The sequence below is a fragment of the Pseudomonas sp. W17 genome, from assembly GCF_040268305.1.
Classification (GTDB): Bacteria; Pseudomonadota; Gammaproteobacteria; order Pseudomonadales; family Pseudomonadaceae; genus Aquipseudomonas; species Aquipseudomonas protegens.
Window position 1 is genome coordinate 376375 of the sequence record NZ_CP158490.1, and the last position, 24926, is coordinate 401300.

Here is a 24926-nt window from a genome sequence, read left to right on the forward strand (position 1 = left end):
GTGCATTAAACACGAAGGACGTTGTGCTTGTGGGACTTGCGAAGAAGGGTAAGGGGGCTGAAGCGCGGCGATACCGGGTCCAGCAAGGTGCTGAAGGCATCGGGAGAGGATTGTTTGACCCTGGAAACAACAAAGCCCTCGCATCGCTGCGAGGGCTTTGTTTTGTATGGTGCCGGCACCAGGAGTCGAACCCGGGACCTACTGATTACAAGTCAGTTGCTCTACCAACTGAGCTATACCGGCGTGTCAGGGCGACGATTATAGCGATTGGCGGGCTTCTGTAAACCCCTGAAATCTGACTATTTTTGCGAAGCGCTCAGGGCCGCGTCCGCTGGCAAACGATTGGCTGGCCCTCCTCAGGAGCCTTGCGCTATCGATTCGGCGAGGATGCACAGCAACTCGAACATCAGGGTCGCGCCCACCAGGGCGGTGGCGCCGCCGACGTCGAAGGGCGGCGAGACTTCCACCACGTCGGCGCCGACCAGGTTCAGGCCGCGCAAGCCGCGGATCATCTGCTGGGCCTGGAGGGTGGTCATGCCGCCGATCTCCGGGGTGCCGGTGCCGGGGGCGAAGGCCGGGTCGAGTACGTCGACGTCGAAGCTGATGTAGGTCGGGCCGTCGCCCACCACGCGCCGGGCTTCGGCCAGGGTGGCTTCGACGCCGATGTCGGCGAACTCTTCCATGTGGATCACGCGAATCCCGCAGTCCCGGGCGAAAGCCTCGTCGTCGGCGCTGTAGATCGAACCGCGAATGCCGATCTGCACCGTGCGCTTGGGGTCCAGCAGGCCTTCTTCGATGGCGCGGCGAAAGGGCGTGCCGTGGGTGTAGAGGTTGTCGCCGAAGTAGCGGTCGTTGGTGTCGGAGTGGGCATCGAAGTGCACCATGCCGATGGGCCGGTGGCGGGCCAGGGCGCGGAAGATCGGCAGGGTCACCAGGTGGTCGCCACCCACCGCCAGGGGCACGGCGCCGGCCTGGTGCAATTGGCTGAAGAAACCTTCGATCTGTTTCAGCGAATCCAGCAGGTCGATGGGGTTCACTGGTGCATCACCCAGGTCACCGACCCGGACCAGGTCATAGGGGGCGATGCGGCTGACATGGTGCACCTTGCGCATCAGGCTCGACTGGTTGCGCACCTCCCGCGGGCCGTGGCGGGCACCGGCACGGTTGGTGGTGCCGCCGTCCCAGGGCACGCCCACCAGGGCGATCTGCACCTGGGCCGGGTCGTCGAACAGCGGCAGGCGCATGAAGCTTGGAATGCCGGCGAAGCGTGGTACCAGGGCGGCATCCACGGGTTGGGGGAAGGGCTTGGACATGGCGGGGTTCCTTGTTCGCTGTGAAGGTTTATTCGGTGGCGCTGCGCAGTGCCGGTGCCGCCCGGCTTGTCAGGCTGACGCCGACAAAGGTCAGGAGGCTGACCCCGAGCCCGTAGTAGATCGGGGTGTTGGCGAGAATGCCGTCGCGGACCATGAACGCGATCACCGTCAGACTGCCGGTGAGCATGCAGGCGATGGCGCCCCTGGCCGAGGCACGGCGCCACAGCAGCGCGCCCATGATCGGCACCAGCAGGCCGCCCACCAGCAGGTTGTAGGCGATGCTCAGCCCGGCGATCACGTCGTTCACCAGGCACGCCATCAACAGCATCGCCGCCCCCAGCCCGAGGGTGATCCAGCGGCTGCTGGCCAAGTGGTTTTCCCCGCCCCGGGTAAGGAAGCGGCTGTAGATGTCTTCCTTGAGCACCGTGGCCGAAGCCAGCAGGCAGGCGCTGGCGGTGGACATGATGGCGGCCAGGGCCGCGGCCACCACCAAGCCGCGCAGGCCGGCGGGCAACACGCTGCGGGTGACTTCGGCGAAGGCGTTTTCCGCCACCGCCAGGTCCGGCAACAGCAGTTTGGCGGCGGCCCCCACCAGGGCGCAGGCGGCGCCATAGAACATGCAGTAGACCCCGGCGCCGAGCCCGGCGTAGCGCACCACGCTTTCACTGCGGGCGGTGAACAGCCGCTGCCAGATGTCCTGGCCGATCAGGGCGCCGAAGAAGTACAGCAGGAAGTAGGTAAGGATGGTGTCCAGGCCGATATTGCCCAGCTCGAAGAAGCCCGCCGGCAGGTTGGCCTGCAAGGCTTCCAGGCCGCCGGCCTGGCCCAGGCTCATGGGCAGCAGGACGCCGAAGATCCCCAGGGTCATGATCACGAACTGGATGATGTCGGTGAGGGTCAGCGACCACATGCCGCCGATCACCGAGTAGAAGATCACCAGGCCGCCTCCGCAGAGGATTGCGGTGATCCGCGGGATCTCGAACACCACTTCGGTGATCGAGCCGATGGCGATGGTGGCGGTCACCGCCACCATCAGGTCGTAGGCCACCATCACGCAGCCACCGATCAGCCGCGAGGACGCCTGATAGCGCTGCTCCAGGATCTGGGTCACGGTAAAGACCCGCAACTGGGCGATTTGCCGGGAGAACACCAGGCTCAGCACGATGATCCCCAGGCCCAGCATGAACACCAGCCACAGCCCGGAAATGCCGTAGCTGTAGCCCAGGCGCACCGAGCCTATGGTGGAAGCGCCGCCGAGCATCACCGCCGACAGCGTGCCCAGGTACAGGGCTGGGCCCAGGCGGCGCCCGGCCACCAGAAAGTCATCCTGGTTTTTCACTTTGCGCATGCCCCACCAGCCGAGGCCGGCCATCAGCAGGACGTAGATCGCCATTACCAGATAATCGAGTGCCATAACCGTCGCTTCCTTTTGTTTTTGTTGTTGAAGGCAGGTCGGCGCAGCGTAGGTGGCAGGGGTTGCCGGGTACATCCCGGCGGGCACAAGCTGGCTTGTGTTTTGTGGAAAGTGCCTGGGTGGCAGTGAAGGCTGCGGGCACTCGGCCGATAGCCTGTGCGGGCCCGGTGGCCGCCTCAGTCAAAGGAAACTTCAGTGATGAATCTCGCAACTCCCACCCTGCTGGCCGCGATGGCGTTGCTCGGCGCTTGCAGTGTCAAACCGGTACAGCCCTATTCGGAACCGCCCCTGAGCGTGCCGACCGCGCAGTTGCGGGTGATCACCAACGGCGAGGTGCGCGGGGACGCCTATGCCGGGTGCCTGGGGGACAGCAAGCGCCTGGCCAAGGCCGGGCGTTTCGGCAGCGATCAACAGGCCAACATCAACTACCCGCAGTTCCCGGGGCAGCCCCGGCAGATCGACATGCTGCCCAGGTTCGCGCCGAAACTGCCGGCCTACGCAGGGGCGATCCGCAGGGGCGAGGGCGCCTACAACGAGATCGCCACCGAGTACCGGGTACCGGCGGGCCGGCCTTTCCTGCTGGAAGGCGGGGGCGTGGCGGCGGGTGGCTATGGCAGCACCTACAGCACCTGCCCCGAGGTGAGGAAGGTGGTGCTGTTCGAGCCGGGCAAGAGCTACGAGGCCTATGTCGGCCTGAACTACATCCCCCAGGCGAACGGCGAAACCGCAGCCATGTGTGCCTTTGCGGTGTACCAGTTGTTGCCACTGGGCAAGCCGGGAGCGGTCATGCCGATGGCGGTCCAGGCCAAGCCGCCGGTGGACAGCAAGTGCCCGGGTAGCTGAGCCGTTGGAGGGTAGCCCCGGCCTGGGGTAGCAGGCCGGGGGTGAGGGCTGGTCTAGGCCTCCCAGCCCGCGTCGCGCATCGCCTGCTGCACGAGTGGATGCAGTTCGGCCCCTTGCTGCTCGGTCTGCCAGGCCAGCAGTTCCTTGCGCATGCCTGGGGTCCAGAACATCTGCATGTGGTTGCGCACGCTGAGCACGGCCTGTACCTGGTCCGGCTCATTGGCGAAGTACGAGGCGATCTGGTTGGCCATCTTGATCAGGTTGGCGGTGCTCATCGGCGCACCTCCGCCTTGCCGCCCCGGGAGCGGCCACGCTTGTCCAGCAGGCGATGCTGCTCTTCGCTGAATGCCTGGTAGCGCTTCTGCCATTCGGAAGGGTGGTAGACGCGGCTGACTTCCACCGCGGTGACCTTGTATTCCGGACAGTTGGTGGCCCAGTCGGAGTTGTCGGTGGTGATCACGTTGGCCCCCGACTCGGGGAAGTGGAAGGTGGTGTAGACCACCCCCGGTGCCACCCGCTCGGTGACCCGGGCCCGCAGCACGGTCTGCCCGGCGCGGCTGCCGATGCCCACCCAATCGCCTTCGTTGATACCCCGGCTCTCGGCATCGGTGGGGTGGATTTCCAGGCGGTCCTCGGCGTGCCAGGCGACGTTGTCGGTACGCCGGGTCTGGGCGCCGACGTTGTACTGGCTGAGGATGCGGCCGGTGGTCAGCAGCAGCGGGTAGCGACCGTTGACCTTCTCGTCGGTGGGCACGTAGCCGGTGAGCATGAAGCGCCCCTTGCCACGCACGAACTCGTCGATGTGCATGGTCGGCGTGCCATCCGGCGCGGCGTCGTTGCACGGCCATTGCAGGCTGCCGTGGCGGTCCAGGCTGGCGTAGCTGACGCCGGTGAAGGTCGGGGTCAGGCGGGCGATTTCATCCATGATTTCCGAAGGATGGTTGTAGTGCATCGGGTAGCCCAGGGCCGCGGCCAGGGCCAGGGTGCCTTCCCAGTCGGCCTTGCCGCCCAGGGGCTCCATGACCTTGCGCACTCGCGAGATGCGCCGTTCGGCGTTGGTGAAAGTGCCGTCCTTTTCCAGGAACGAGCTGCCCGGCAGGAACACGTGGGCGAACTTGGCGGTTTCGTTGAGGAAGATGTCCTGCACCACCACGCATTCCATGGCCGACAGGGCCGCGGTCACGTGCTGGGTGTTGGGGTCGCTCTGGGCGATGTCCTCGCCCTGGCAGTACAGGCCCTTGAAGCTGCCGCCCAGGGCCGCTTCGAACATGTTGGGAATGCGCAGGCCGGGGTCGGCCTGCAGGGTGACGTTCCAGGCCTGCTCGAACTGCTGGCGTACCGCCTGGTTGGAGATGTGTCGGTAGCCCGGCAGCTCGTGGGGGAAGGAGCCCATGTCGCAGGAGCCCTGGACGTTGTTCTGCCCCCGCAGCGGGTTAACCCCGACCCCTTCACGGCCGATGTTGCCGGTGGCCATGGCCAGGTTGGCGATGCCCATCACCGAGGTGCTGCCCTGGCTGTGTTCGGTGACGCCCAGGCCGTAGTAGATCGCGGCGTTGCCGCCGGTGGCGTACAAGCGCGCGGCGGCGCGGATATCGGCGGCAGGTACGCCGCAGATGGCGCCAAGGACTTCCGGCGAATTGTCGGCGCGGCTGACGAAGGCGCTCCACAGGGCAAAGGCTTCCGGCTCGCAGCGGGCGTCGACGAACTCCTGATTGACCAGCCCTTCGGTGACGATCACATGGGCCAGGGCATTGAGCATGGCCACGTTGGTGCCTGGCCGCAGAGCCAAGTGCAGCTCGGCGCGGGCGTGCACCGAGTCCACCAGATCGATGCGTCGCGGGTCGATCACGATCAGCTTGGCCCCTTCACGCAGGCGCCGTTTGAGCTGGGAACCGAACACCGGGTGGGCGTCGCTGGGGTTGGCGCCCATCACCAGGATCACGTCGGCCTGCATCACCGAGTCGAAGCTCTGGGTCCCGGCGGATTCCCCCAGGGTCTGCTTGAGGCCGTAGCCGGTGGGCGAGTGGCAGACCCGCGCACAGGTATCGACGTTGTTGTTGCCGAAGGCTGCCCGCACCAGTTTCTGCACCAGGTAGGTTTCTTCGTTGGTGCACCGGCTGGAGGTGATGCCGCCGATGGAATCGCGGCCATATTTGAACTGGATGCGCCGCAGTTCGCTGGCGGCGTAGGACACTGCTTCGTCCCAGCTGACTTCCTGCCAAGGGTCGCTGATGTGCTTGCGGATCATCGGCTTGGTGATGCGGTCCGGGTGGGTGGCGTAGCCCCAGGCGAAGCGGCCCTTGACGCAGGAGTGGCCGTGGTTGGCCTGGCCGTTCTTGTCCGGAACCATGCGCACCAGCTGGTCGCCCTTCATCTCGGCGCGGAACGAGCAACCCACGCCGCAGTAGGCGCAGGTGGTGATCACCGCCCGCTCCGGCTGGCCCATCTGTACCACGCTCTTTTCCATCAGGGTGGCGGTGGGGCAGGCCTGCACGCAGGCGCCGCAGGACACGCATTCGGAGTCCAGGAAGTTGTCGCCACCGGCCGCCGCAACCCGGGATTCGAAGCCGCGGCCGCTGATGGTCAGGGCGAAGGTGCCCTGGGTTTCCTCGCAGGCGCGCACGCAGCGGTTGCAGACGATGCACTTGCTCGGGTCGTAGTCGAAGTAGGGGTTGGAGGTGTCTTTCTGATCCTGCAGGTGGTTGGCGCCGTCATAGCCGTAGCGCACTTCCCGCAGGCCCACCTGGCCGGCGACGGTCTGCAGTTCGCAGTTGCCGTTGGCCGAGCAGGTCAGGCAGTCCAGAGGGTGGTCGGAGATGTACAGCTCCATCACGTTGCGGCGCAGGGTCGCCAGTTTCGGCGTTTGCGTATGCACCACCATGCCTTCGCTGACCGGGGTGGTGCAGGAGGCCGGGTAGCCGCGCATGCCGTCGATCTCCACCAGGCACATGCGGCACGAACCGAAGGCTTCCAGGCTGTCGGTGGCGCAGAGTTTGGGAATGGTGGTGCCCATCAGGGCCGCGGCGCGCATCACCGAGGTGCCCTGGGGCACGCTGATGCTGCGCCCGTCGATGTTCAGGCTGACCTGCACCTGGCTGTCGCGGGCCGGGGTGCCGAAGTCCACGGCATTGAGATCGATGTCTGTGGCTGGGTCGAAAAGAGTGATCATTGCTCGGCCTCCGAGGGCGCCAGACCGAAGTCGGCGGGGAAGTGCTTCAGGGCGCTGGCCACCGGGTAGGAGGTCATCCCGCCCAGGGCGCACAGCGAGCCGTATTGCAGGGTGTCGCACAGGTCCTTGAGGATCAGCGCCTGCTCATCGCGGCGGCCTTGATCGGGAGCGGCCAGCAGGCGATCGATGACCTCCACGCCGCGGGTCGAGCCGATGCGGCACGGGGTGCATTTGCCGCAGGATTCCTCGGCGCAGAACTGCAGGGCGAAGCGCGCCATGCGGGCCAGGTCCAGGCTGTCGTCGGCCACCACCACGCCACCGTGGCCGAGCATCGCGCCCATGGCGGCGAAGGCTTCGTAATCCAGCGGCGTATCGAACTGCGAAGGCGGTACCCAGGCGCCGAGCGGGCCGCCGACTTGCGCAGCCTTCAGTGGCCGGCCGCTGGCGGTGCCGCCGCCATAGCCTTCCACCAGCTCGCGCAGGGTCAGGCCGAAGGCCCGCTCCACCAGACCGCCGTGGCGCACGTTGCCCGCCAGTTGGAAGGGCATGGTGCCCAGGGACCGGCCCATGCCGTAGTCGCGATAGAACGCCGCGCCCTTGGCCAGGATCAGCGGCACCGAGGCCAGGGTCAGCACGTTGTGCACCAGGGTCGGCTGGCCGAACAGGCCTTGCAGCGCCGGGATCGGCGGCTTGGCGCGAACGATGCCGCGCTTGCCTTCCAGGGAATCCAGCAGGGCGGTCTCCTCGCCGCAGATATAGGCCCCGGCACCGACCCGTACTTCCATGTCGAAGGCCTGGCCGCTACCGCCGGCGTTGGCCCCGAGGTAACCGGCATCCCGGGCGATGTCCAGGGCCTCGCGCAGGGTCGCCACGGCCTGGGGGTATTCCGAGCGTACGTAGATGTAGCCGTAGCTGGCGCCGACCGCGAGGCCGGCAATGGCCATGCCTTCGATCAGCAGGAACGGGTCGCCCTCCATCAGCATGCGGTCGGCGAAGGTGCCGGAGTCGCCTTCGTCGGCGTTGCACACCACGTACTTCTGCTGCGGCGGCGTGTCGCGCACGGTGCGCCATTTGATCCCGGCGGGGAAGGCCGCGCCGCCGCGGCCACGCAGGCCGGAGTCGAGCACCGCGGCCACGGTCTGCTCGCCGCCCAGGGCGATGGAGCGGGTCAGGCCCTCGAAGCCGCCGTGGGCCCGGTAATCGGCCAGGGACAGCGGCCGGGTAATGCCGGCGCGGGCGAACAGCAGGCGTTGCTGGTTCTTCAGGTAGGGCAGGTCTTCGACCCGGCCCAGGGCCAGGGGATGGCTGGCGGCATCGCCTTGCAGGGCGTCCAGCAGCGCCGGTACGTCGGCGGCGCCCACCGGGCCGAAGCCCAGGCGCCCGTCCGGGGTGTCGACTTCCAGCAGCGGCTCCAGCCAGTACAGGCCACGGGAGCTGGTGCGTTGCAGTTGCAGCGGCAGCTGGCGCTGTTCGGCCTGGGTGGCGATGGCCTTGGCCACTTCATCGGCGCCCACGGCGCGGGCCAGGGAATCACAGGGCAGGTAGAGGCTGGGCATCACGCGTCCTCCCGGCAGCTGTCGAGCAGCGCGTCCAGGCGCTCTGCGCTCAGGCGTGCATGCAGCTGGCCATCCAGCTCCAGGGCTGGCGAGCAGGCGCAGGCCCCCAGGCAATATACCGGCCGCAGGCTGATGTTGCCGTCGGCGCTGCTGCCGTGGTCGTCCAGTTGCAGGCGCTCGCGCAGCTGCGCCGCCAGTTGCTCGGCGCCGCGGCTCTGGCAGGATTCGGCGCGGCACAGGCGCAGGATGTGCCGCGCCGGCGGCGAGGTACGAAAGTCATGGTAGAAGCTGATTACCCCGCGAACTTCGGCCTGGCTCAGGTTGAGGCTGTGGGCTATTTCCGGGATGGCGGGATCGGGGATGTAGCCGAGCTCTTCCTGGATCTGGTGGAGGATCGGCAGCAGCGCGCCCGGGGAGTCTTTGTGGCGCTCCAGCAGGCGGTGGATCAGAGGCAGGTGCAGTGTTTCATCAGGCATACAGCATTCCTCACGGTCACGGACACACCTGGTGGTTGTCGGCTGTCCGAAAGTGTCGGCTGCGGCGCTGGTTGCCGCGTCACGGTAGCGCGGCGTTTCAGGCCGTTGGCCATGCACCCTGAATGGGCATCTTGTTGTACCCGGCGCGGTCGTTGCCGCACCTGTTCAGGGCATAAAGGGCAGCTTGACACGCTGCTTCTGGTTCATCTGCACGAAAGCGACTTGTTCGGTTCCATCTACGACCACCCATTGAGTCTAGAAGAGCCTGGGCAACCGGGTGGGCGAGCGGGGCACTATCGGATAAAACGCGGAGAGTGAGGGATGACTTCGGTCAGCTCGGAAGCGAATAGCCAGGGAGTAGGGTGGGCCCCGTGGCGAGGGAGCAAGCTCCCTCGCCACGGGCGCTAGGAGCGGGCGCGGCGCTGGGCGGCGTACTGCAAGGCCAGGCGGCCCATGAGTACCAGCAGGGTCAGGCCGATCAGCAGCACCGAGATCGCCGCCACGCTGGGGTCGACGTTATCGCGCAGGCCGCTCCAGATCCGCCGCGGCAGGGTGTTGACGTCGACACTGGTGATGAACAGGGTCACCGCCACTTCCTCCCAGGACAGGGCAAAGCTCAGCAGCGCGGTGGAGAAGATCCCCAGCTTGAGGTTCGGCAACATCACCAGGAAGGTGGTCTGCATCAGGCTCGCCCCCAGGTTGCGCGAGGCCAGTTCGATGCGCCGGTCCACCTGGCTCAGCGCCACCAGCATGGTCACCACGCCGTAGGGCACCACCATCACCACATGGGCGATCACCACCCCGGGCAGGGTGTCGTAGCCCCAGCCCGGGGCGATGCGCCCGAGGTTGGTTTCCATGAAGTACAGCACCAGCGCCGAGATCACCGGCGGAATGGCCATGGGCAGCAGCACCAGGCCGATCAGCAGGGTTGCCAGGCGCGAGCGCAGGTACCAGATGCCGAGGCTGAAACTCACCGCCAGCAGGGTGGCGATCAGGCTGGTGGCGCTGGCGATGGCCAGGCTCTGGCCGATGCTCGACAGCCAGTCGGGGTTGCTCAGCAGCGCCTCGTAGTGGCGCAGCGACCAGTGGCCGTCGGGCATCGACAGGTAGCGTTTGGCGGTGAAGGAAACCGGGATCACCGTCAGCAGCGGGAACAGCATGAAGGCCATGGCGACCACGGCGATCAGCCGGGTACTCAGGGCAGTGCGATGTGTATTCATAGTGACCTCAACCCACCAGTCGATTGACACGGGTGATGCGCATCAGCAGCCAGATCAGCGCGCTGACCAGGGTCAGCAGCACCAGGCTCAGGGCCGCGCCCAGGCCCCAGTTGCTGGTCTGGAACATCTGCAGGAACACGTATTCGGCAATCATCACCGTCTGCCCGCCGCCCAGCAGCACCGGGGTGATGAAGAAGCCCAGGCAGAACACGAAGACCATGATGAAGGCCCCCAGCAGCCCCGGCAGGGTCTGCGGCAGCAGCACCTGCCAGAAGGTCCGCAGGGCGCCGGCCCCCAGGCCGCGTGAGGCCAGCAGCACCCGTTGATCCAGCTGGCGCATGCTCGACAGCAGCGGGAACAGGGCATAGGGGATCATGAAGTGCAGCATACCGATCACCACCCCCAGTTCGTTGCGGGTCAGTTGCAAGGGGTGATCGATCCAGCCCAGGGACAGCAGGCTGTCGTTGACCACGCCGTTGCTGCGCAGGGCGATCAGCCAGCCGAAGGCCCGCACCAGCACCGAGATCCAGAACGGGATGAACACGCAGATCTCCACCATGCGCTGCCAGAACGGCGGGCTGAACACCCAGCAGTAGGCCAGCAGGTAGCCGATCACCAGGGCCAAGAGGCTCACGATCAGGCACAGGCGCAGGGTGCGCAGGAGCATGTCGTGGATCGCCGGGTCGGTTGCGATGCGCTGGTACTGCCCGAAGCCTGTCTCCGGCAGGGTGAAGCTCCAGCTCACCACGCCGAAGAACGGCAACAGATAGAACACCACCAGCAGCAGCGGCAGCGGGAACAGCAGCAGGCTGCGTTCCAGGCGTGCGGTTCGGGTTGCACTCATGGTCGGCGGCTCATTTGGACAGGTGGGTCAGGTACTGCTCCAGGGTGCTGGAGTAGTGGTCGGCGTACCACTGGGTGTCGAGGAAGATCTGCTTCTTCATGTTGGCTTCGGAGGCGCAGTTGATCTCCCGCTGTTCGGCGCTCATCAATTGCTGGGTGGCGGCGTTGGACGGGCCGTTGCCCAGGGCCTCGAACAGCTTCAGTTGCCCGGCCGGCTGCAAGGCGTGCTGGATGAACTGCATGGCCGGTGCGGTGCCCGCGGGGTTGTCCTTGAGCACGCCCCAGCTGCTGGCGTTGAGGAAGGCATGGTCGAAGCCCCACTTGATGCGGCCGCCGCTGTCTTCGTGGAGCAGGGTGGCGCGGGTGTGCCAGATGGCGCCCATGGAGGCTTCGCCTTCGATCATCAACTGCTGGCTTTCGGCGCCCGAGCCCCAGAACGACAGGACATGGGGCTTGAGCTCATCGATCTTGCGCAAGGCCCGGGGCACGTCCAGCGGGTACAACTGCTCGGCGGCCACGCCATCGGCCAGCAGCGCGGCTTCGAGCATGCCGTTCATCCACTTGTAGAGGGTGCGCTTGCCGGGGAATTTCTCCACGTTCCAGAAGTCCGCCCAGTCCTTGGGGCCGTTGTCGCCGAACTTCTGGCTGTCCCAGGCGATCACGTAGCTGAACAGGTAGCCGGCGATGCCGTGCTCGTGGGACAGCGACGGCGCCACCAGGTCCCGCTGCACCACGCTGTAGTCCAGGGGTTGCAGGACCTTGTCGCGGCCCAGGGTCATGGCGCTGTAGCTGTCCACGTCGACCACGTCCCAGCTCGGCCGGCCGCTGGCCAGCTGCGAACGGATGGCCCCTTCGGTGGGGCCGGCGCCGTCGATGCGCACCGGGATGCCGGTGCTCTTGGTGAAGCTGTCGGTCCAGGCGCTGCGAAAGGCATTGAGTGCGTCGCCGCCCCAGTTGACCACCACCAGGGGCTTGTCGGCGGCCCAGCTGATACCGCTGCGCAATGCCAGGGGCACCGCCGCCAGCAGGCCTATGGCCTGGAGGAAGGTGCGGCGGCTGACCTGCCCGCCGCGGGCTTTTTCGATGAGGATTTCAATGCAGTCGCGTTGATGGTGCTGGCTCATGGGGCAAGTCCTCGCGAGGCCGGTGCAGGGCGCGCCGGCCGATTATTGTTATGGGAGAGCTGTGCGCGATGGGGGAGCGGCCGGCTTAGGCTTCCAGTAGGAAGCTGTGGCGTACCGGCCAGCTCAGCCACACCGGGGTGCCGCTGGGCAATCGGGCGCCGGGGTGGTCGCCGGGCACCGAGAGGTTCACCGGTGCCAGTTCCGGGCTGATGTTCAACGCCAGGTGGGTGCTGGAACCCTGGTACACCCGCTCGCCGAGGCAGGCGGGCAGCACGTTGTGCTCGCCGGCTTGCGGGCGCTCGGTGTGCAGGGTCATGTGTTCCGGGCGTACTGCCAGCAATTGCGGCTGGCTGCTGATCTCCCCGGACGTGGTGGCCTGCAGCGGGCTGTCGCCAAAGCGTCCGCTGGCCTGGTTGCCGTTGCGGGAAATGCCCTGCAGCGGGAACAGGTTCATCTTGCCCAGGAACTCGGCGACGAAGCGGTTGCGCGGGCGGTCGTAGATGGTTTCCGGGGTGTCGATCTGTGCCAGCCGCCCCTGGTTGAAGATGGCGATGCGGGTCGACAGCGCCAGGGCTTCACCCTGGTCATGGGTGACGAAGACAAAGCTGGTGCCGACCTGGCGATGAATGCGTTGCAACTCGGTCTGCAACTGCTCGCGCAGGTTCTTGTCCAGGGCCGAGAGCGGCTCGTCGAGCAGCAGCATGTCTGGCTCGAACACCAGGGCCCGGGCGATGGCGACGCGCTGTTGCTGGCCACCGGAAAGTTCGGACGGCTTCTTGTTCAGGTGGGCGCCCAGGCCCACCACTTCGAGGATGTGCTTGACCCGGCGCTGGCGTTCCTCGGCTTTCACGCCTCGGATGCGCAACGGGTAGGCGACGTTGTCGGCCACGCTCATGTGGGGAAACAGCGCGTAGCCCTGGAACACCATGCCGTAGTTGCGTTTTTCCGCCGGCCGCCGGCTGATGTCGATGCCGCGCTCCAGCAGCTTGCCGGCGCTGGGGGTGAGGAAGCCCGCGAGGATCATCAACAGGGTGGTCTTGCCGGAGCCCGAGGGGCCGAGCAGGGTGAGGAATTCGCCTTGGCGAACGTCGAGGTCGATGCCGTCCAGGGCAGTGAAGTTGCCGTAGAACTGGCTGATTCCTTGGGCGCTGAGTTGAGTCGAGGGACTGCTGGACACTACGGAGATCTCCCGCAAAGCCGGCCTGCGCTATGGAATTTTTATTGTCGGAACAGCAGGCGGTCGGCTCATTATTGTGAAAAGCAACGCCACATCAATGGAATAATTTTTGTCTCATTGGTGAGTGAAATTTCCCAGTCGCGAGGCCTCAGGGTTCGCCGGAGGGGGCGTCCGAGATGTGCTGGGCGCTGGTCTGCAACTGGTTCTTCAACCAGGCGCTGAAGGCCTGGACCACCGAGCGCTCGGCCTTGGCCGGGTCGATCACCAGGAAGTAGCCGCGCAAGGCGCTGATGCTGATGTCGAACGGGCGCACCAGCAGGCCCCGGGCCAGGGCGTCGCCACTGAGCAGGTTGTCGCCAATCGCCACGCCCTGGGCGGCGATGCAGGCCGACTGGGCACAGTGCGCATCGGAGAAGGTGATGCCGCTGTCGGCGTTGACCTGGCTGGCGCCCGCCGCTGCCAGCCAGACCCGCCAGTCGCTGGTGTCGCTCATGTGGATCAGCGGGAAGTCCTTGAGGTCCAGTGGGGTCTTCAGGCCGCCGATGGCGTTGATCAGGCGTGGGCTGCACACCGGCGAGAAGCGCAGGGTAACGATCTGCTCCACCAGCAGCCCCGGCCAGTCGCCGATGCCATAGGCGATGAACAGGTCGGCTTCGGCGTCGCTGGTGTCGTCCTGGGAGCGCGGGCTGACCACCTGCAACTGCACCTGGGGGTACTGGCGCAGGAAACCGTTGATGTGATTGCACAGCCAGAAACTGGCGAACCCCGGGTTGCAGCTGATGCGCAGTTTTCCGGACACCGACAGGCCGTCGAAACGCCGCCCGGCGTCCTGGATGTCGGCCAGGATGCGCCGCACCTCCCGGGCATAGCACTGGCCCTGGTAGGTCAGGCCGATGCCGCGCCCGACCCGTTCGGTGAGGGCAAAACCCAGGCTCTGTTCCAGGCTGATGATCTGGTGGCTGATGGCGCTGCGGGTCAGGCTCAGTTGCTGGGCGGCAGCAGTGACGCTGCCCAGTCGGGCGACCGCGTCGAGGGCGCGCAGGGCGGTGATCGAGGGGTAGCGCATACAACCTCCGGGTCAAGGGAACCTGTGTTCGACGGCGTTCGTATTCCGCACATAGTGCGGCGCAGTATGGGCCGCCCTCTCGGCAAACTGGTCAATTTACTTTGACATTGCCGCCTAAAAAATTCGATTGATGTAATCGGTGCTTCACCAATACTGAGCCTCGATCCGGCCTTTAGCCGACCGGACAAGCCTAATAACAACAAGAGGTCCCGCAGGCCGAGTGGGGGCGCTGTGGCGTCCTGGCGCCGGCCGGCCGGAACCTGGAAAACCAGGAGTGCCGCGGATGTCCCGTTACAAAGAATTCGCCATGGATTGGGTTGAACGCCACCGCCAGCAACTGTCGGACTGGCACCAGATCATCTGGCATTACGCCGAGCCGGCCTTTCGTGAATACAAGTCCTGCGCCTGGTATGTCGAGCTGCTGGAGGCCGAGGGCTTCATCGTCGAGCGCGGCAGTGGCGGCATGCCCACGGCCTTCTGCGCCACCTTTACCCAGGGCCAGGGACCGCTGCTGGCCACCTACGGCGAATACGACGCAGTGCCAGGCAACTGCCAGGCGGCCACTACCCGCAAGCAGCCGCGCGATGGCCTGTCGCGCTTCGCTCCGGGGCACACCGACCCGCACTCGGCCCTGGGCATCAGCGCCCTCGGCGGGGCCCTGGCGGCCAAGGCGACCATGGTGGAATTCGGCCTGCAGGGCAGCATCAGGTTCTTCGGCGAGCCGGCGGAAAAGCTCCGCGCTTCCAAGCCGGTCCACGCCGCCAAGGGCTACTACGATGACCTGGATGCCGCCATCAGCTTCCACCCCACCTACATGCTGCCGCTGAACAACACCACCACCTGGGACACCCACTGCGGCATCGCCTACGCCTACATCTACAGCTTTACCTGCGAGGATCCGCAGAACTGGATCGCCGCCGATCGCTATAGCCCGATCCCGCAGAACCATCTGGCGGCCCGGGCGCCGGGGGCCAACGACGCCCTGGTGCATTTCTACACCCTGAACGAAAGCCTGCGCCGTTCGACCCTGCCGTTCACCGGCCTGTGGAGCTACAACGAAGCGATCCTCACCGCCGGCCAGGCCACCGCGGACAACCTGCCGCCGCACCTGTCGCAGATCCAGTACCTGCTGCGCTGCGATTCCATCGAGCACGCCGAGACCATCTCCCAGGTCATGGACAACAACGCCGCAGCGGCGGCCATGGCCACCGGCTGCCGCTGGAAAAAGACCTGGGTGTGCAAGTCCCGGGGCGGCCTGCCCAACCACGTCATGGCCCAGGCCACCTACGACAACCTGGCGGCGGTGGGCGCTCCACAGTGGGACGAAGAAGCCCGGGAGATCGCTCGGGAAATCCAGCGCAACCTTGGCCTCGAAGCCATGGAACGGCCATTTCTGCCGGCCACCGAAGCCTTGATCGAACCCCAGGAATGCGAGCGCCAGATGCGCCTGCAAATGCCCGCCTGGCAGAACTACCTGACCTCCGATGACTACCCGGAATACACCTGGCACTGCCCCACCGTGCGCCTGCTGGTGGCCCGACCGATGCTCAGTGCGCCAGCTGGCACGGTCTATCCGGACTGGGTGTCCAACGCCCTGGGCGGCATCCGCCAGACCATCGACCCGATGATCGAAGTGGCGGCCAAGACCATTGCCGCGACCCTGGTGGACCTGCTGACCGACGAAGCCCTGTTGAGTGCGGCCAAGGCCGAGTTCGTCGAGCGCACCGGTGGCGGTATCGGCGGCACTCGCTGGCAGGCGCCACTGCTGCCCGAGGACTTCAAGGTGCCCCACGATTTCCGTTGGCCGGAGTACATCAGTACCGCCCGGGGCGAAGAATGGTGGATCCCGGCGCGAGCGGACGAATAGCCCGCGGCAGGAGGTGACAGAGCCTGTGGAAACGGCCTGGACGAGAGGGCGTTATGCCCGTTCGTTCAGGTGTTTATGCACAACGGATGGGTTGCCAGGGCCTGGACGGGCCAGTTTTGTGGACCGTTTCTCATTCCTTGCGCAACTGGCTGTTTTTTCGACGGTTTATTTTGTGAACAAAAAATGACCAGCCTCTGTTTTTGGCTCCAGGCCACGCTTTCATGGGCTTTCATTGAATTCCATCAACAGACTTATCCACAGGTCGCGACAGGCCGTCGCAGGCTCTCAACGCTCCGCCAGAAGCAGCAGATTGCGCGGGGTCAGGTGCGCAGGGCAGAAGGTGCCCAGGCGTACCTGGTAGCCCTGCTGTTGCAGAAACAATGCCCGGTCCAGCACCAGCCACAGTTCCAATGGCCGGCGGAACAGGCCGCGCAGCAGTTCCAGGTTGCGCACCTGGGCCAGGCGCTGCCAGCCGGCGGCTTCCAGTGCCGGCCAGTCTGGCTGGCCCACTGTGGATAACTCCTTGAGCGCGGCAAGGTCGCGGCAGTAGTCGGCGAAGGGCTTGTCCAGCCAGTGGCTGGGCAGCGACGGGGTGGGCAGGTATTCATCGACCCCGCGCACTTGCCGCTGCAGCAGGTCGAAAGCCAGGCGCCGGGCCATGGAGCTGTCGCGCTGGCGCCGCACCCGGGCGCCGGCGGTGACGGTTTCGCTCATGGGCAGGGCCAGGTCCTCCAGGGACAGTTGCAGGTGTGATGCCTGGGCCGCTGTGGATAACCCCTGATAGTGGCTGGCGCTGGTGCGGTTGTAGCAACAAGGGGCAATGGCCAGTTGCTGGCAGCCGTTCTGGCTGGCGAGCTGGATCAGGCGCACATGCAGGTCGCCGCAGGCATGCAGGGCCACTGGGGTGTGTCGGGCATCGAGGTGGCGGGCGGCGTCGGCGGCCAGTACATCCTGGTGCAGGTGCCGGGCAGGCAGGCCGTGGTGCTGGCTCAGCTGTGCGCCGCTGGTCACCAGCGCCGGGTCGTATTCCAGGCAGGTCAATTGTTGTCCGGGCTGCAGTAGGCGCCGCCCCAGGTGGCCCTTGCCCGAACACCAGTCGAGCCAGTGCTCGGTTGCCTGGGTGAAGTGCAGGCGGCCGGCGAAGGCTTCGATCTGCTGCCATTTGCGGCCGGGGACGTCGACACTGAGGCGCTGGCGCAGGGACGGCAATGCCTGGCCGGGCCATTCAGCCACGGCAGACAGGGCCCGGGAGCGCGCGGCCAACTCGCAGAAAGGGGCGGGGGCCTGGAGGTGTTCCGGGTGGTTGTGGGTGGCTTCGGCGTCTTCCAGGGTGCGCCGGCGCAGCCACTGGGCGAGGTCCGGGTAGGAGGTTTCCCAGGGTAGGTGCAGATACTGGAACGGACGAGGCCGCCAGAGATCCTGGTGTTCAAGCAGGAAGCCGTCCAGGGCCTGGAAGCGATCGAGCAGCGCGGGGCCTTGGAGGATGGCGGGCATGGTGTTGAGTCCGGGGCAGGCCCGCTCCCTGGCGGGAGCGGGAGAGGGTCAGCGTCCCTGGCAGGCGTCGACCCGCAGCCAGCGTTCCAGTTGGCGGAAGGCCTGGACCAGGATGAACGACATCAACAGGTAGAACACCCCGGCGGTGAAGAACATGTCCACCGTCAGGTAGTTGCGGGCGATGATGGTGCGCGCCATGCCGGTCAGCTCCAGCAGGGTCACGGTACTGGCCAGGGAGCTGGCCTTGAGCATCAGGATCACTTCGTTGCTGTAGGCCGGCAGGCCGATGCGCGCCGCCCGCGGCAGGATGATGTAGAACAGCGCCTTGGGCCGGGACATGCCCAGGGCCCGCGCGGCTTCGATCTCACCGGGGGGAATGGCCTGGATGGCGCCGCGCAGGATCTCGGCGATGTAGGCCGCGGTGTGCAGGGTCATGGTGGCGGTGGCGCACCAGAACGGGTCGCGCAGGTAGGGCCACAGGAAGCTGTCGCGCACCGCATCGAACTGCGCCAGGCCGTAATACACCAGGAACAGCTGCACCAGCAGCGGCGTGCCGCGAAAGAAGAAGATGTAGGCGTAGGGCAGGGCGCGCACGTACCAGAGCTTGGACGAGCGGGCGATGCCCAGCGGGATGGCCAGCAGCAGGCCGAGAATCACGGCGATGCCCACCAGCTCCAGGGTCAGCGTCGCGCCCTGGATGAACTTCGGCAGCCATTTGTAGATGACTTCCCATTCCATTACGTCGTCCTCACAAAGCCGCGGGCGGCGCGTTTTTCCAGGAAGTGCATGCCGGTCATGGCCAGCACGGTCAGGCCCAGGTACATGAAGGCCGCGACCATGAAGAAGGTGAAGGGATGCTTGGCGAAGGTCACGGCGTTCTGCGCGTGGCGCATGATTTCTTCAAGGCCGATCACCGACACCAGCGCGGTGTCCTTCATCAGGATCATGAACAGGTTACCCAGGCCCGGCAGCGCGATACGCCACATCTGCGGCAGGATCAGGCGGCTGAAGATCCGGAACTTGGAAAGGCCCAGCGCGGTGCCGGCCTCGCGGTGGCCCTTGGGGATGGCCAGGATCGCGCCACGAAACACTTCAGTGGCATAGGCGCCAAAGCACAGCCCGAGGGCGATCACCCCGGCGAGAAACGGACTGAGGGCCAGATCGGGGTTGCCGAAATGCTCGCCCAGCGCGCTCATCATGTTCACCGTGCCGTAGTAGATCAGCAGCACCCACAGCAGTTCCGGGACGCCGCGCACGATGGTCGAATAGGTTTCGCCAAGCCAGCGCAGTGGCTTGTACGGGGAAGTCTTGGCCAAGGCGCCGAGCAGGCCGAGCACCAGTCCCAGGCATAACGCCGAGAGGGCCAGCTTGACGGTCATCAGCGCGCCGGCGGCGAGCGCCGGGCCGAATCCGTAGAGATCGATATTCATGGGGTCTGGATGGCTTTGCTAAGGACCGGCGCCCAGGGGGCGAGCGCCGGTCAGGCAAGTCAGTATCAATAGATGCTGAATGGGAAGTACTTGTCGTTGATTTTCTTGTAGGTGCCGTCGGCCACGATTTCTTTCAGGGCGGCATTCAGCTTCTCGCGCAGTGGATCTTTCTTGCGCACGGCAATCCCGATCTTGTCGCTTTCCACCATAGGCTCGCCCTTGAACTCATAAGGCTTGCCCGCGTCGCTCTTGAGCCACTCGTAGTTGACGTATTTGTCGGCCAGGATCGCGTCCAGGCGGCCGGAGGTCAGGTCCAGGTAAGCGTTTTCCTGGGTGTCGTAGAGCTTGATGGTGATGTCGTCGCCCAGGTTGTCTTCCAGCCAGGTGCCGGCCAGGGTCGCCCGTTGCGCGCCGATGATCTTGCCCTTGAGCGAGGCCTTGTCGGTCTTGAAGTCGGTCTTGGCCTTGGGAGCGATGAACTGCAGCTTGTTGGAGTAGTACGGGTCGGTGAAGTCCACCGCCTGCTTGCGCTCATCGGTGATCGACAGCGAGGAGATCAGGAAGTCGAACTTCTTCGCGTTCAGGGCCGGAATGATGCCGTCCCAGTCGGAGGTGACCACGGTGCACTCGACTTTCATCTTGGCGCACAGGGCGTCGCCGATGTCCTTGTCGAAGCCGACCACTTGGCCGCTGGCATCCTTGTTGTTGAACGGTGGGTAGGCTGCTTCGATGCCCATCTTCAGGGTCTCGGCGGCAGCGCTGGCGCTGAAGGCCAGGGTGACGGCAGCGGCCAGGAGGATTTTCTTATAGCTCTGCATGCGTGTAGCTCCGTTAGCGGTTGCTGGACATGAATTGTTTGCAGCGTGCCGAAAGCGGGTTCTCGAAGACCTGCTGTGGCGATCCTTGCTCTTCTACCAGACCCTGGTGCAGAAACACCACTTCGCTGGAGACCTGACGGGCAAAGCTCATTTCGTGGGTGACCAGCAGCATGGTGCGGCCTTCTTCGGCCAGGGCGCGGATCACGTTGAGGACTTCCTGGACCATTTCCGGGTCCAGGGCCGAGGTCGGCTCGTCGAACAGGATGACTTTGGGTTGCATCGCCAGGGTCCGGGCGATGGCGGCGCGTTGCTGCTGGCCGCCGGACAGCTGTGCCGGGTAGGCGTGGCGCTTGTCGGCGATGCCGACCTTGGCCAGCAGCGCCTCGGCCACTTCGATGGCCTCGGCCTTGCTCTGGCCCAGCACCCGGCGTGGCGCCTCGATGATGTTGTCGAGCACGCTCATGTGCGGCCAGAGATTGAAATTCTGGAAGACGAACCCGATTTCGCTGCGCAGGCGGTTGATCTGCTTGCCGTCGGCGGCTACCAGCTCGCCGTTTTTCGCGGCCTTGAGCTTGAGCTCTTCGCCGGCCACCAGGATCTGGCCCTGGTGCGGGTTTTCCAGCAGGTTGATGCAGCGCAGGAAAGTGGACTTGCCGGAGCCGGAGGAACCCAGGATCGATATCACGTCACCGTCGCGTGCGGTCAGCGAGATACCCTTGAGTACCTCCTGAGTGCCGTAGCGTTTGTGCAAGTTGCGGATTTCAAGCGCGGGCGTGGCCTCAGCCATGTGCGGTCCTCATTGAGTTCATTGTGCTCCTGCTGTTGGGCGGCCTTCCTGGCGAGGCGCCAAGCTAGCATAGGGTTCCAAGCGCAGCCAACAGCGCTACCGGAGGTAAACAGACGGTGTGTGGCAGGTTGTCGCATCAGCACAGAAGACTGTCGCCCCATCAACAACCGAACGCCTGTTTGAACCCTGGATCCGCCTGAAATCCGGTAGGTGTCGCGTAAAAAAAGGCGCGATGGTGCCAGCTTTGGCCGGGTGTTGGAAGGGTTAACGGGCCAAAGGTCATGGATCTGCACTCTAATCGCTCATCGACTGCTTTTCGGGTGTGTTTTTGGTGCGCCATCTCGTCCTGCAAGTGAGTCGGCCGGTAACGAAATGGCGAAATGCCATTGTTCTCAATGACTTGGGATTTCCATCGGTCGGCTCGCCAACCCTTGTTGCCCGGGGTTCTGTAACATTTTGGCGCAATTCTTGCGTGCGATATAAAGAACGCCCTGTTGGATTCTTTTTACGAGAACGAATGCAGACCGGGTGGAGTTACTCTTTTTTTCGTTGCAAAGGTGCTTTTCATGAGCGGTACGCAACTCTCCAATGACCTCGAACAGGGGCTCAAACCGCGGCATGTGACCATGCTGTCGATTGCCGGCGTGATCGGCGCAGGCCTCTTCGTCGGCTCCGGCCACGCCATCGCCGAAGCCGGCCCCGCTGTGCTGCTGGCCTATGCTGCTGCCGGCACCCTGGTGGTGCTGGTGATGCGCATGCTGGCGGAAATGGCCGTAGCTTCGCCGGACACCGGATCGTTCTCCACCTACGCGGACCGCGCCATCGGCCACTGGGCCGGTTTCACCATTGGTTGGCTGTACTGGTGGTTCTGGGTGCTGGTGATTCCCCTGGAAGCCAACGCTGCCGCGACCATCCTGCATGCCTGGTTCCCCAACGTGGCGATCTGGGTCTTCACTCTGGTGATCACCCTGCTGCTGACCGCCACCAACCTGTTCAGCGTGAAGAACTACGGTGAGTTCGAGTTCTGGTTCGCCCTGATCAAGGTGGTAGCCATCATCGGCTTCGTGATCCTCGGCCTGGCGGCCATTTGCGGCTTACTGCCCAACAGCCAGGTCAGCGGCGTCTCGCATCTGGTGGACACCCAAGGCTTCATGCCCAACGGCATGGGCGCGGTGCTGGCCGCCATGCTGACCACCATGTTCTCCTTCATGGGCACCGAGATCGTCACCATCGCTGCGGCGGAATCCCATAACCCGGGCAAACAGATCTCCAAGGCCACCAACTCGGTGATCTGGCGGATCGGCCTGTTCTACCTGGTATCGATCTTTATCGTTGTGGCCCTGGTGCCGTGGAACGACCCGAGCCTGGCTCAGGTCGGCTCCTACCAGACCGTGCTCGACCGCATGGGCATCCCCAATGCCAAGCTGATCGTTGACCTGGTGGTGCTGGTGGCCGTGACCAGTTGCCTGAACTCGGCGCTCTACACTGCCTCGCGCATGCTGTTCTCCCTGGGCAAGCGTGGCGATGCCCCGGCCGCCGCCAAGCGCACCAACGCCAGCGGCACGCCTTATTGGGCGGTGATCCTGTCCACCGCTGCGGCCTTCCTCGCGGTGTTCGCCAACTATGTCGCTCCGGCGGCGGTGTTCGAATTCCTCCTGGCCAGCTCCGGCGCCATCGCTTTGCTGGTGTACCTGGTGATTGCCGTCTCGCAACTGCGCATGCGCCACAAGCGCATGGCTGCCGGCGAGAAGATCGCCTTCCGCATGTGGCTGTTCCCGGGCCTGACTTACGCTGTGATCGTGTTCATCGTCGCGGTGCTGGGCATCATGCTGTTCCAGGAAGAGCACCGGGTGGAGATCCTCGCCACTGGCCTGCTCAGTGTCATCGTCATCGCTGCGGGCCTGTTGGTGGCCCGTCGGCGCAAGGCCGAGCGCAATGGTGCCCTGGCACTGAACTGACGGTTTGCTCCGCTCTTTATGAAAAGGCCGCGCTCAGAAATGACCGCGGCCTTTTTCATGTCCGGATGCAACTTGGGGGGGCTGCTGGTGGCGGGCAGAGGCTCGCTCGCGGCCTGGCGACGGGACGCTTTACCCACCCGGGGCGCCTGCTGATAATCCGCCACTCGGTTAGCTTGGGATGCAGCGATGAAAGACCTGGATATGGATGATGCCGAGTGGGAACTGCTCGACCTCGAATGGCATCAAGGGTTCGCCTTCGTAGAGGGGTCGCTGTTGGTGGAGGAGCGAGCCCGGGACGTGTACCTCATGCTGCAGCGTGAAGGGCGGACCCCGGCTGAGCAGGCTTGCCAGGCCGCGACCGAGCAATTCCCGGCTTCCCCCCTGGTAGAGGGCGAGCCGCTCTGGCGACATCGTGTTCATCGGCACCTGCTGCGTGATGCGCGGGCCGATTATTATGCGTTGCCCCGTTACTTCGCGCGTCATGGCTACCACCCGTTGCAAGCCTTGCCGGTGCGTGTGTGTCGGGGCTTGCAGAGCCTGGGCCATGACCATTGGCGTGATCAGTGCCGTGCCTACTTCTGTCATGACTACGGGCAGGAGGTGATCGACGGCGCGCAGCCTGAGCGCCTGGCGCTTGTGCACCCGGTGCCAGAAAACTGGCCTGCGGGGTCGGTACTGTTCAGTGACGGGGACAAGGTCTTCCTCGGCGCCCGGGCGATCGCCAGCGCGGAGCAGCAGGTGCGCGGTACCAACCATCCGGCTTATCAAGTGATCAGCGGCCAGGTCTGCCGGGGCGGCGTTGTGCTGCATCAGAAGGACGGTTCGCCGTTGCCGATTGCCAATCCGGATGGCTTCCAGATGCTGGCCTGGCGCTGGGGTACGGATGGGCATTCGGTGATCGTCCAGGCGCAGCAGGGCTCGAGCATCGCCTATGAGTATTTCTACCGCATCGACAACGTCGATCTGGCGACTTTCAGCGTGCTCAACGAGCGCTACGCCAAGGACGCACGGCGGGCTTATTACCTGACCGGAAAAACCCTGCGCTATGTCGGTGACTTCCGCCTGCTGAACCGTGTTCAGTCGGTGTTCGATGCCGGTGGCCGGATCTTGAGCCAGAGTGAAGCGGCGGACCCGTACTTTGCCGTGGACGATCAGTTCGTCTACTGCAATGGCACCCGCCTGCGTGGTGCCGATGGCCCGAGTTTCCGTCACCTGGGGTTCGACTACTACGCTGACCGGCATCGCGTCTACCGGCGCAGCAAGCCGCTGGACGTGGATGTAGAGAGTTTTGTGGTGGCCCAGCTGGAGCGTGGCGAAGGCAGCTATTCGCCGTTGCTGGTGGGTGACAGGCACGGCCCGCTCGGTTCGGATGGGGTGATCGATGCCACCATGCTGCAAGAGTGGTCGGCGTACTTCGAGGCGCATCCGCAGTTGCAAGATTATTGGTGGCATCGCTTGCAGGCACCATCGGGGTCAACGGCCCAGGCCTTGCGTTCCATCGGCTCCGGGTTCGAGCTGGGGAGCCAGGTGCACTTCCATGGCCGCCCCATCAATGGTCTGGATGCCGGCAGTTTCAAGCTGCTGGACACACACCTGTGTGGCGACGCCAATGGCTTGTACCTGATCCCCTTTCATCGCGCCGAGACCCGGGTGCCGGAGCGATTCTCTTCGGCCTGCGCCGATCATTACCGTGCCCTGGGCGGCCCGTACCTGACAGATGGCCAGAGGGTTTTTTGCCACAGTGTCTTTTATCAGGTGCCCGAGCCTATGGCCAAAGTGGATCTGGCCAGCTTCGAGTCATGCGGGCATGGCTGGGCCCGGGACAAGGGGGCGGTGTATTACTACGGCGCAAGAAAGAAGCCCCTCGACCCGGCGCACACTCGCGTCATGGGCAGCTACGCCTTCACCGCGACACTGATGTTTGCTGCCGGCAAACCGCTGGAGGTGGAATTCAGCCCGGAGGAAGTGATGGTTCCACATCCGGACTTTCTGCAATTGGGCACGCGCAAGCTGTTCTGTGGCCGGCGGCCGGTGAGTGCCAAGCGCATCGACCTGGCCAGCCTGGAGTTTGTTGCCCAGCGCTATGCCCGGGACAAGCAGCGTTTCTACCAGTACGACGGTTACGCGACGCTCAGCGAAATCAGCGCCGAGCAGTACCACCAGGCACTGACGAAGGCCCCGGCAGGGGATGCCGGTTCTGAGAGTTTGGCGTTCTGAAAGGCAAAAAAGGCTGCCGTCAGCATTGACGGTGGCCTTTTTACTGGATTTGTGACTTGTTACATGGCGTTTCATGGACAGCCCGCTGGCGAAATAGTAGCCTGCGCGCTCTTCGATAAGAGCTCTTGCGTGCCAGCGTGAGAGGAGCTATGGA

20 protein-coding genes and 1 tRNA gene are annotated in these 24926 nt (G+C 65.0%); 4 read left to right on the forward strand and 17 right to left on the reverse strand.

The window, feature by feature from the left end; all coding sequences use genetic code 11:
* Positions 1-167: 167 nt before the first annotated feature.
* From ABCR88_RS01710 to ABCR88_RS01720, 3 genes are all read right to left on the reverse strand, one after another.
* Positions 168-243: transfer RNA gene (locus ABCR88_RS01710), tRNA-Thr, on the reverse strand.
* A gap of 113 nt (positions 244-356) precedes the next feature.
* Positions 357-1313, reverse strand: a complete 957-nt coding sequence (gene speB / locus ABCR88_RS01715; RefSeq protein ID WP_019093902.1) for an agmatinase — start codon at positions 1311-1313, stop codon at positions 357-359.
* A 28-nt stretch (positions 1314-1341) separates the two neighbouring features.
* Positions 1342-2727: a sodium:solute symporter gene (locus tag ABCR88_RS01720; protein WP_350023495.1), complete on the reverse strand. Its 1386-nt coding sequence runs from the start codon at positions 2725-2727 to the stop codon at positions 1342-1344.
* Positions 2728-2925: 198 nt separating this feature from the next.
* On the opposite strand from ABCR88_RS01720, the gene ABCR88_RS01725 reads away from it, so the two are divergent.
* Positions 2926-3570: an amidase gene (locus ABCR88_RS01725; protein ID WP_350404037.1), complete on the forward strand. Its 645-nt coding sequence runs from the start codon at positions 2926-2928 to the stop codon at positions 3568-3570.
* 53 nt (positions 3571-3623) lie between these two features.
* Here the strand turns inward: ABCR88_RS01725 and ABCR88_RS01730 are convergent, their stop codons facing one another.
* The 9 genes from ABCR88_RS01730 to ABCR88_RS01770 form a co-directional block, all read right to left on the reverse strand.
* Positions 3624-3845, reverse strand: a complete 222-nt coding sequence (locus ABCR88_RS01730) for a formate dehydrogenase subunit delta (protein ID WP_350404038.1) — start codon at positions 3843-3845, stop codon at positions 3624-3626.
* A complete protein-coding gene (gene fdhF, locus ABCR88_RS01735; RefSeq protein ID WP_350404039.1) occupies positions 3842-6739 on the reverse strand; it encodes a formate dehydrogenase subunit alpha in 2898 nt (965 codons plus the stop codon). The genes ABCR88_RS01730 and fdhF overlap by 4 nt, the downstream gene beginning before the upstream one ends.
* Positions 6736-8295 (reverse strand): NADH-ubiquinone oxidoreductase-F iron-sulfur binding region domain-containing protein, encoded by a 1560-nt coding sequence (locus tag ABCR88_RS01740; RefSeq protein ID WP_350404040.1) that lies wholly within the window; start codon positions 8293-8295, stop codon positions 6736-6738. Before ABCR88_RS01740 ends, fdhF begins: the two co-directional genes overlap by 4 nt.
* On the reverse strand, positions 8295-8771 hold the full coding sequence (locus ABCR88_RS01745) for a formate dehydrogenase subunit gamma (protein ID WP_019093898.1): 477 nt from the start codon (positions 8769-8771) through the stop codon (positions 8295-8297). The genes ABCR88_RS01740 and ABCR88_RS01745 overlap by 1 nt, the downstream gene beginning before the upstream one ends.
* Positions 8772-9175: 404 nt before the next feature.
* On the reverse strand, positions 9176-9991 hold the full coding sequence (locus ABCR88_RS01750; protein ID WP_019093897.1) for an ABC transporter permease: 816 nt from the start codon (positions 9989-9991) through the stop codon (positions 9176-9178).
* 7 nt (positions 9992-9998) lie between these two features.
* Positions 9999-10835, reverse strand: a complete 837-nt coding sequence (locus ABCR88_RS01755; protein ID WP_015633808.1) for an ABC transporter permease — start codon at positions 10833-10835, stop codon at positions 9999-10001.
* Positions 10836-10845: 10 nt separating this feature from the next.
* On the reverse strand, positions 10846-11958 hold the full coding sequence (locus ABCR88_RS01760) for an ABC transporter substrate-binding protein (RefSeq protein ID WP_350404041.1): 1113 nt from the start codon (positions 11956-11958) through the stop codon (positions 10846-10848).
* An 85-nt stretch (positions 11959-12043) separates the two neighbouring features.
* Positions 12044-13135: an ABC transporter ATP-binding protein gene (locus tag ABCR88_RS01765; protein ID WP_350404042.1), complete on the reverse strand. Its 1092-nt coding sequence runs from the start codon at positions 13133-13135 to the stop codon at positions 12044-12046.
* A gap of 148 nt (positions 13136-13283) precedes the next feature.
* Positions 13284-14201 carry a LysR substrate-binding domain-containing protein gene (locus ABCR88_RS01770; protein WP_011058712.1) on the reverse strand — a complete coding sequence of 306 codons (918 nt, stop codon included), beginning with the start codon at positions 14199-14201 and terminating at the stop codon, positions 13284-13286.
* Between the two features lie 283 nt (positions 14202-14484).
* Between ABCR88_RS01770 and ABCR88_RS01775 the strand changes: the two genes are divergently transcribed.
* Positions 14485-16068, forward strand: coding sequence for an amidohydrolase (locus tag ABCR88_RS01775; protein WP_350023501.1), 1584 nt, complete (start codon positions 14485-14487; stop codon positions 16066-16068).
* A 285-nt stretch (positions 16069-16353) separates the two neighbouring features.
* On the opposite strand, the gene ABCR88_RS01780 is transcribed toward ABCR88_RS01775, so the two are convergent.
* The 5 genes from ABCR88_RS01780 to ABCR88_RS01800 form a co-directional block, all read right to left on the reverse strand.
* Positions 16354-17562 (reverse strand): methyltransferase, encoded by a 1209-nt coding sequence (locus ABCR88_RS01780; protein WP_350023502.1) that lies wholly within the window; start codon positions 17560-17562, stop codon positions 16354-16356.
* 48 nt (positions 17563-17610) lie between these two features.
* Entirely contained in the window at positions 17611-18300 is a 690-nt protein-coding gene (locus tag ABCR88_RS01785) for an ABC transporter permease (RefSeq protein ID WP_041115257.1), read from the reverse strand.
* Positions 18300-18992, reverse strand: coding sequence for an ABC transporter permease (locus tag ABCR88_RS01790; RefSeq protein ID WP_011058717.1), 693 nt, complete (start codon positions 18990-18992; stop codon positions 18300-18302). The genes ABCR88_RS01785 and ABCR88_RS01790 overlap by 1 nt, the downstream gene beginning before the upstream one ends.
* A gap of 65 nt (positions 18993-19057) precedes the next feature.
* Positions 19058-19810: an ABC transporter substrate-binding protein gene (locus ABCR88_RS01795; protein ID WP_011058718.1), complete on the reverse strand. Its 753-nt coding sequence runs from the start codon at positions 19808-19810 to the stop codon at positions 19058-19060.
* A gap of 13 nt (positions 19811-19823) precedes the next feature.
* The gene (locus tag ABCR88_RS01800) at positions 19824-20597 is read right to left on the reverse strand and encodes an ABC transporter ATP-binding protein (protein ID WP_011058719.1); all 774 of its coding nucleotides are present in this window, start codon (positions 20595-20597) and stop codon (positions 19824-19826) included.
* A gap of 566 nt (positions 20598-21163) precedes the next feature.
* Between ABCR88_RS01800 and gabP the strand changes: the two genes are divergently transcribed.
* Together gabP and ABCR88_RS01810 are read left to right on the forward strand one after the other, a co-directional pair.
* Positions 21164-22555, forward strand: coding sequence for a GABA permease (gabP, locus tag ABCR88_RS01805; protein WP_015633814.1), 1392 nt, complete (start codon positions 21164-21166; stop codon positions 22553-22555).
* Positions 22556-22741: 186 nt separating this feature from the next.
* The gene (locus ABCR88_RS01810) at positions 22742-24772 is read left to right on the forward strand and encodes a hypothetical protein (protein WP_350404044.1); all 2031 of its coding nucleotides are present in this window, start codon (positions 22742-22744) and stop codon (positions 24770-24772) included.
* The last annotated feature ends 154 nt before the right edge of the window (positions 24773-24926 follow it).

Excerpts from the sequence above, each read along its gene's own strand:
- speB (WP_019093902.1), bottom strand. The coding sequence starts at position 1,313 with ATGTCCAAGCCCTTCCCCCAACCCGTGGATGCCGCCCTGGTACCACGC.
- ABCR88_RS01720 (WP_350023495.1), bottom strand. The coding sequence starts at position 2,727 with ATGGCACTCGATTATCTGGTAATGGCGATCTACGTCCTGCTGATGGCC.
- ABCR88_RS01725 (WP_350404037.1), top strand. The coding sequence starts at position 2,926 with ATGAATCTCGCAACTCCCACCCTGCTGGCCGCGATGGCGTTGCTCGGC.
- ABCR88_RS01730 (WP_350404038.1), bottom strand. The coding sequence starts at position 3,845 with ATGAGCACCGCCAACCTGATCAAGATGGCCAACCAGATCGCCTCGTAC.
- fdhF (WP_350404039.1), bottom strand. The coding sequence starts at position 6,739 with ATGATCACTCTTTTCGACCCAGCCACAGACATCGATCTCAATGCCGTG.
- ABCR88_RS01740 (WP_350404040.1), bottom strand. The coding sequence starts at position 8,295 with ATGCCCAGCCTCTACCTGCCCTGTGATTCCCTGGCCCGCGCCGTGGGC.
- ABCR88_RS01745 (WP_019093898.1), bottom strand. The coding sequence starts at position 8,771 with ATGCCTGATGAAACACTGCACCTGCCTCTGATCCACCGCCTGCTGGAG.
- ABCR88_RS01750 (WP_019093897.1), bottom strand. The coding sequence starts at position 9,991 with ATGAATACACATCGCACTGCCCTGAGTACCCGGCTGATCGCCGTGGTC.
- ABCR88_RS01755 (WP_015633808.1), bottom strand. The coding sequence starts at position 10,835 with ATGAGTGCAACCCGAACCGCACGCCTGGAACGCAGCCTGCTGCTGTTC.
- ABCR88_RS01760 (WP_350404041.1), bottom strand. The coding sequence starts at position 11,958 with ATGAGCCAGCACCATCAACGCGACTGCATTGAAATCCTCATCGAAAAA.
- ABCR88_RS01770 (WP_011058712.1), bottom strand. The coding sequence starts at position 14,201 with ATGCGCTACCCCTCGATCACCGCCCTGCGCGCCCTCGACGCGGTCGCC.
- ABCR88_RS01775 (WP_350023501.1), top strand. The coding sequence starts at position 14,485 with ATGTCCCGTTACAAAGAATTCGCCATGGATTGGGTTGAACGCCACCGC.
- ABCR88_RS01780 (WP_350023502.1), bottom strand. The coding sequence starts at position 17,562 with ATGCCCGCCATCCTCCAAGGCCCCGCGCTGCTCGATCGCTTCCAGGCC.
- ABCR88_RS01785 (WP_041115257.1), bottom strand. The coding sequence starts at position 18,300 with ATGGAATGGGAAGTCATCTACAAATGGCTGCCGAAGTTCATCCAGGGC.
- ABCR88_RS01790 (WP_011058717.1), bottom strand. The coding sequence starts at position 18,992 with ATGAATATCGATCTCTACGGATTCGGCCCGGCGCTCGCCGCCGGCGCG.
- ABCR88_RS01795 (WP_011058718.1), bottom strand. The coding sequence starts at position 19,810 with ATGCAGAGCTATAAGAAAATCCTCCTGGCCGCTGCCGTCACCCTGGCC.
- ABCR88_RS01800 (WP_011058719.1), bottom strand. The coding sequence starts at position 20,597 with ATGGCTGAGGCCACGCCCGCGCTTGAAATCCGCAACTTGCACAAACGC.
- gabP (WP_015633814.1), top strand. The coding sequence starts at position 21,164 with ATGAGCGGTACGCAACTCTCCAATGACCTCGAACAGGGGCTCAAACCG.
- ABCR88_RS01810 (WP_350404044.1), top strand. The coding sequence starts at position 22,742 with ATGAAAGACCTGGATATGGATGATGCCGAGTGGGAACTGCTCGACCTC.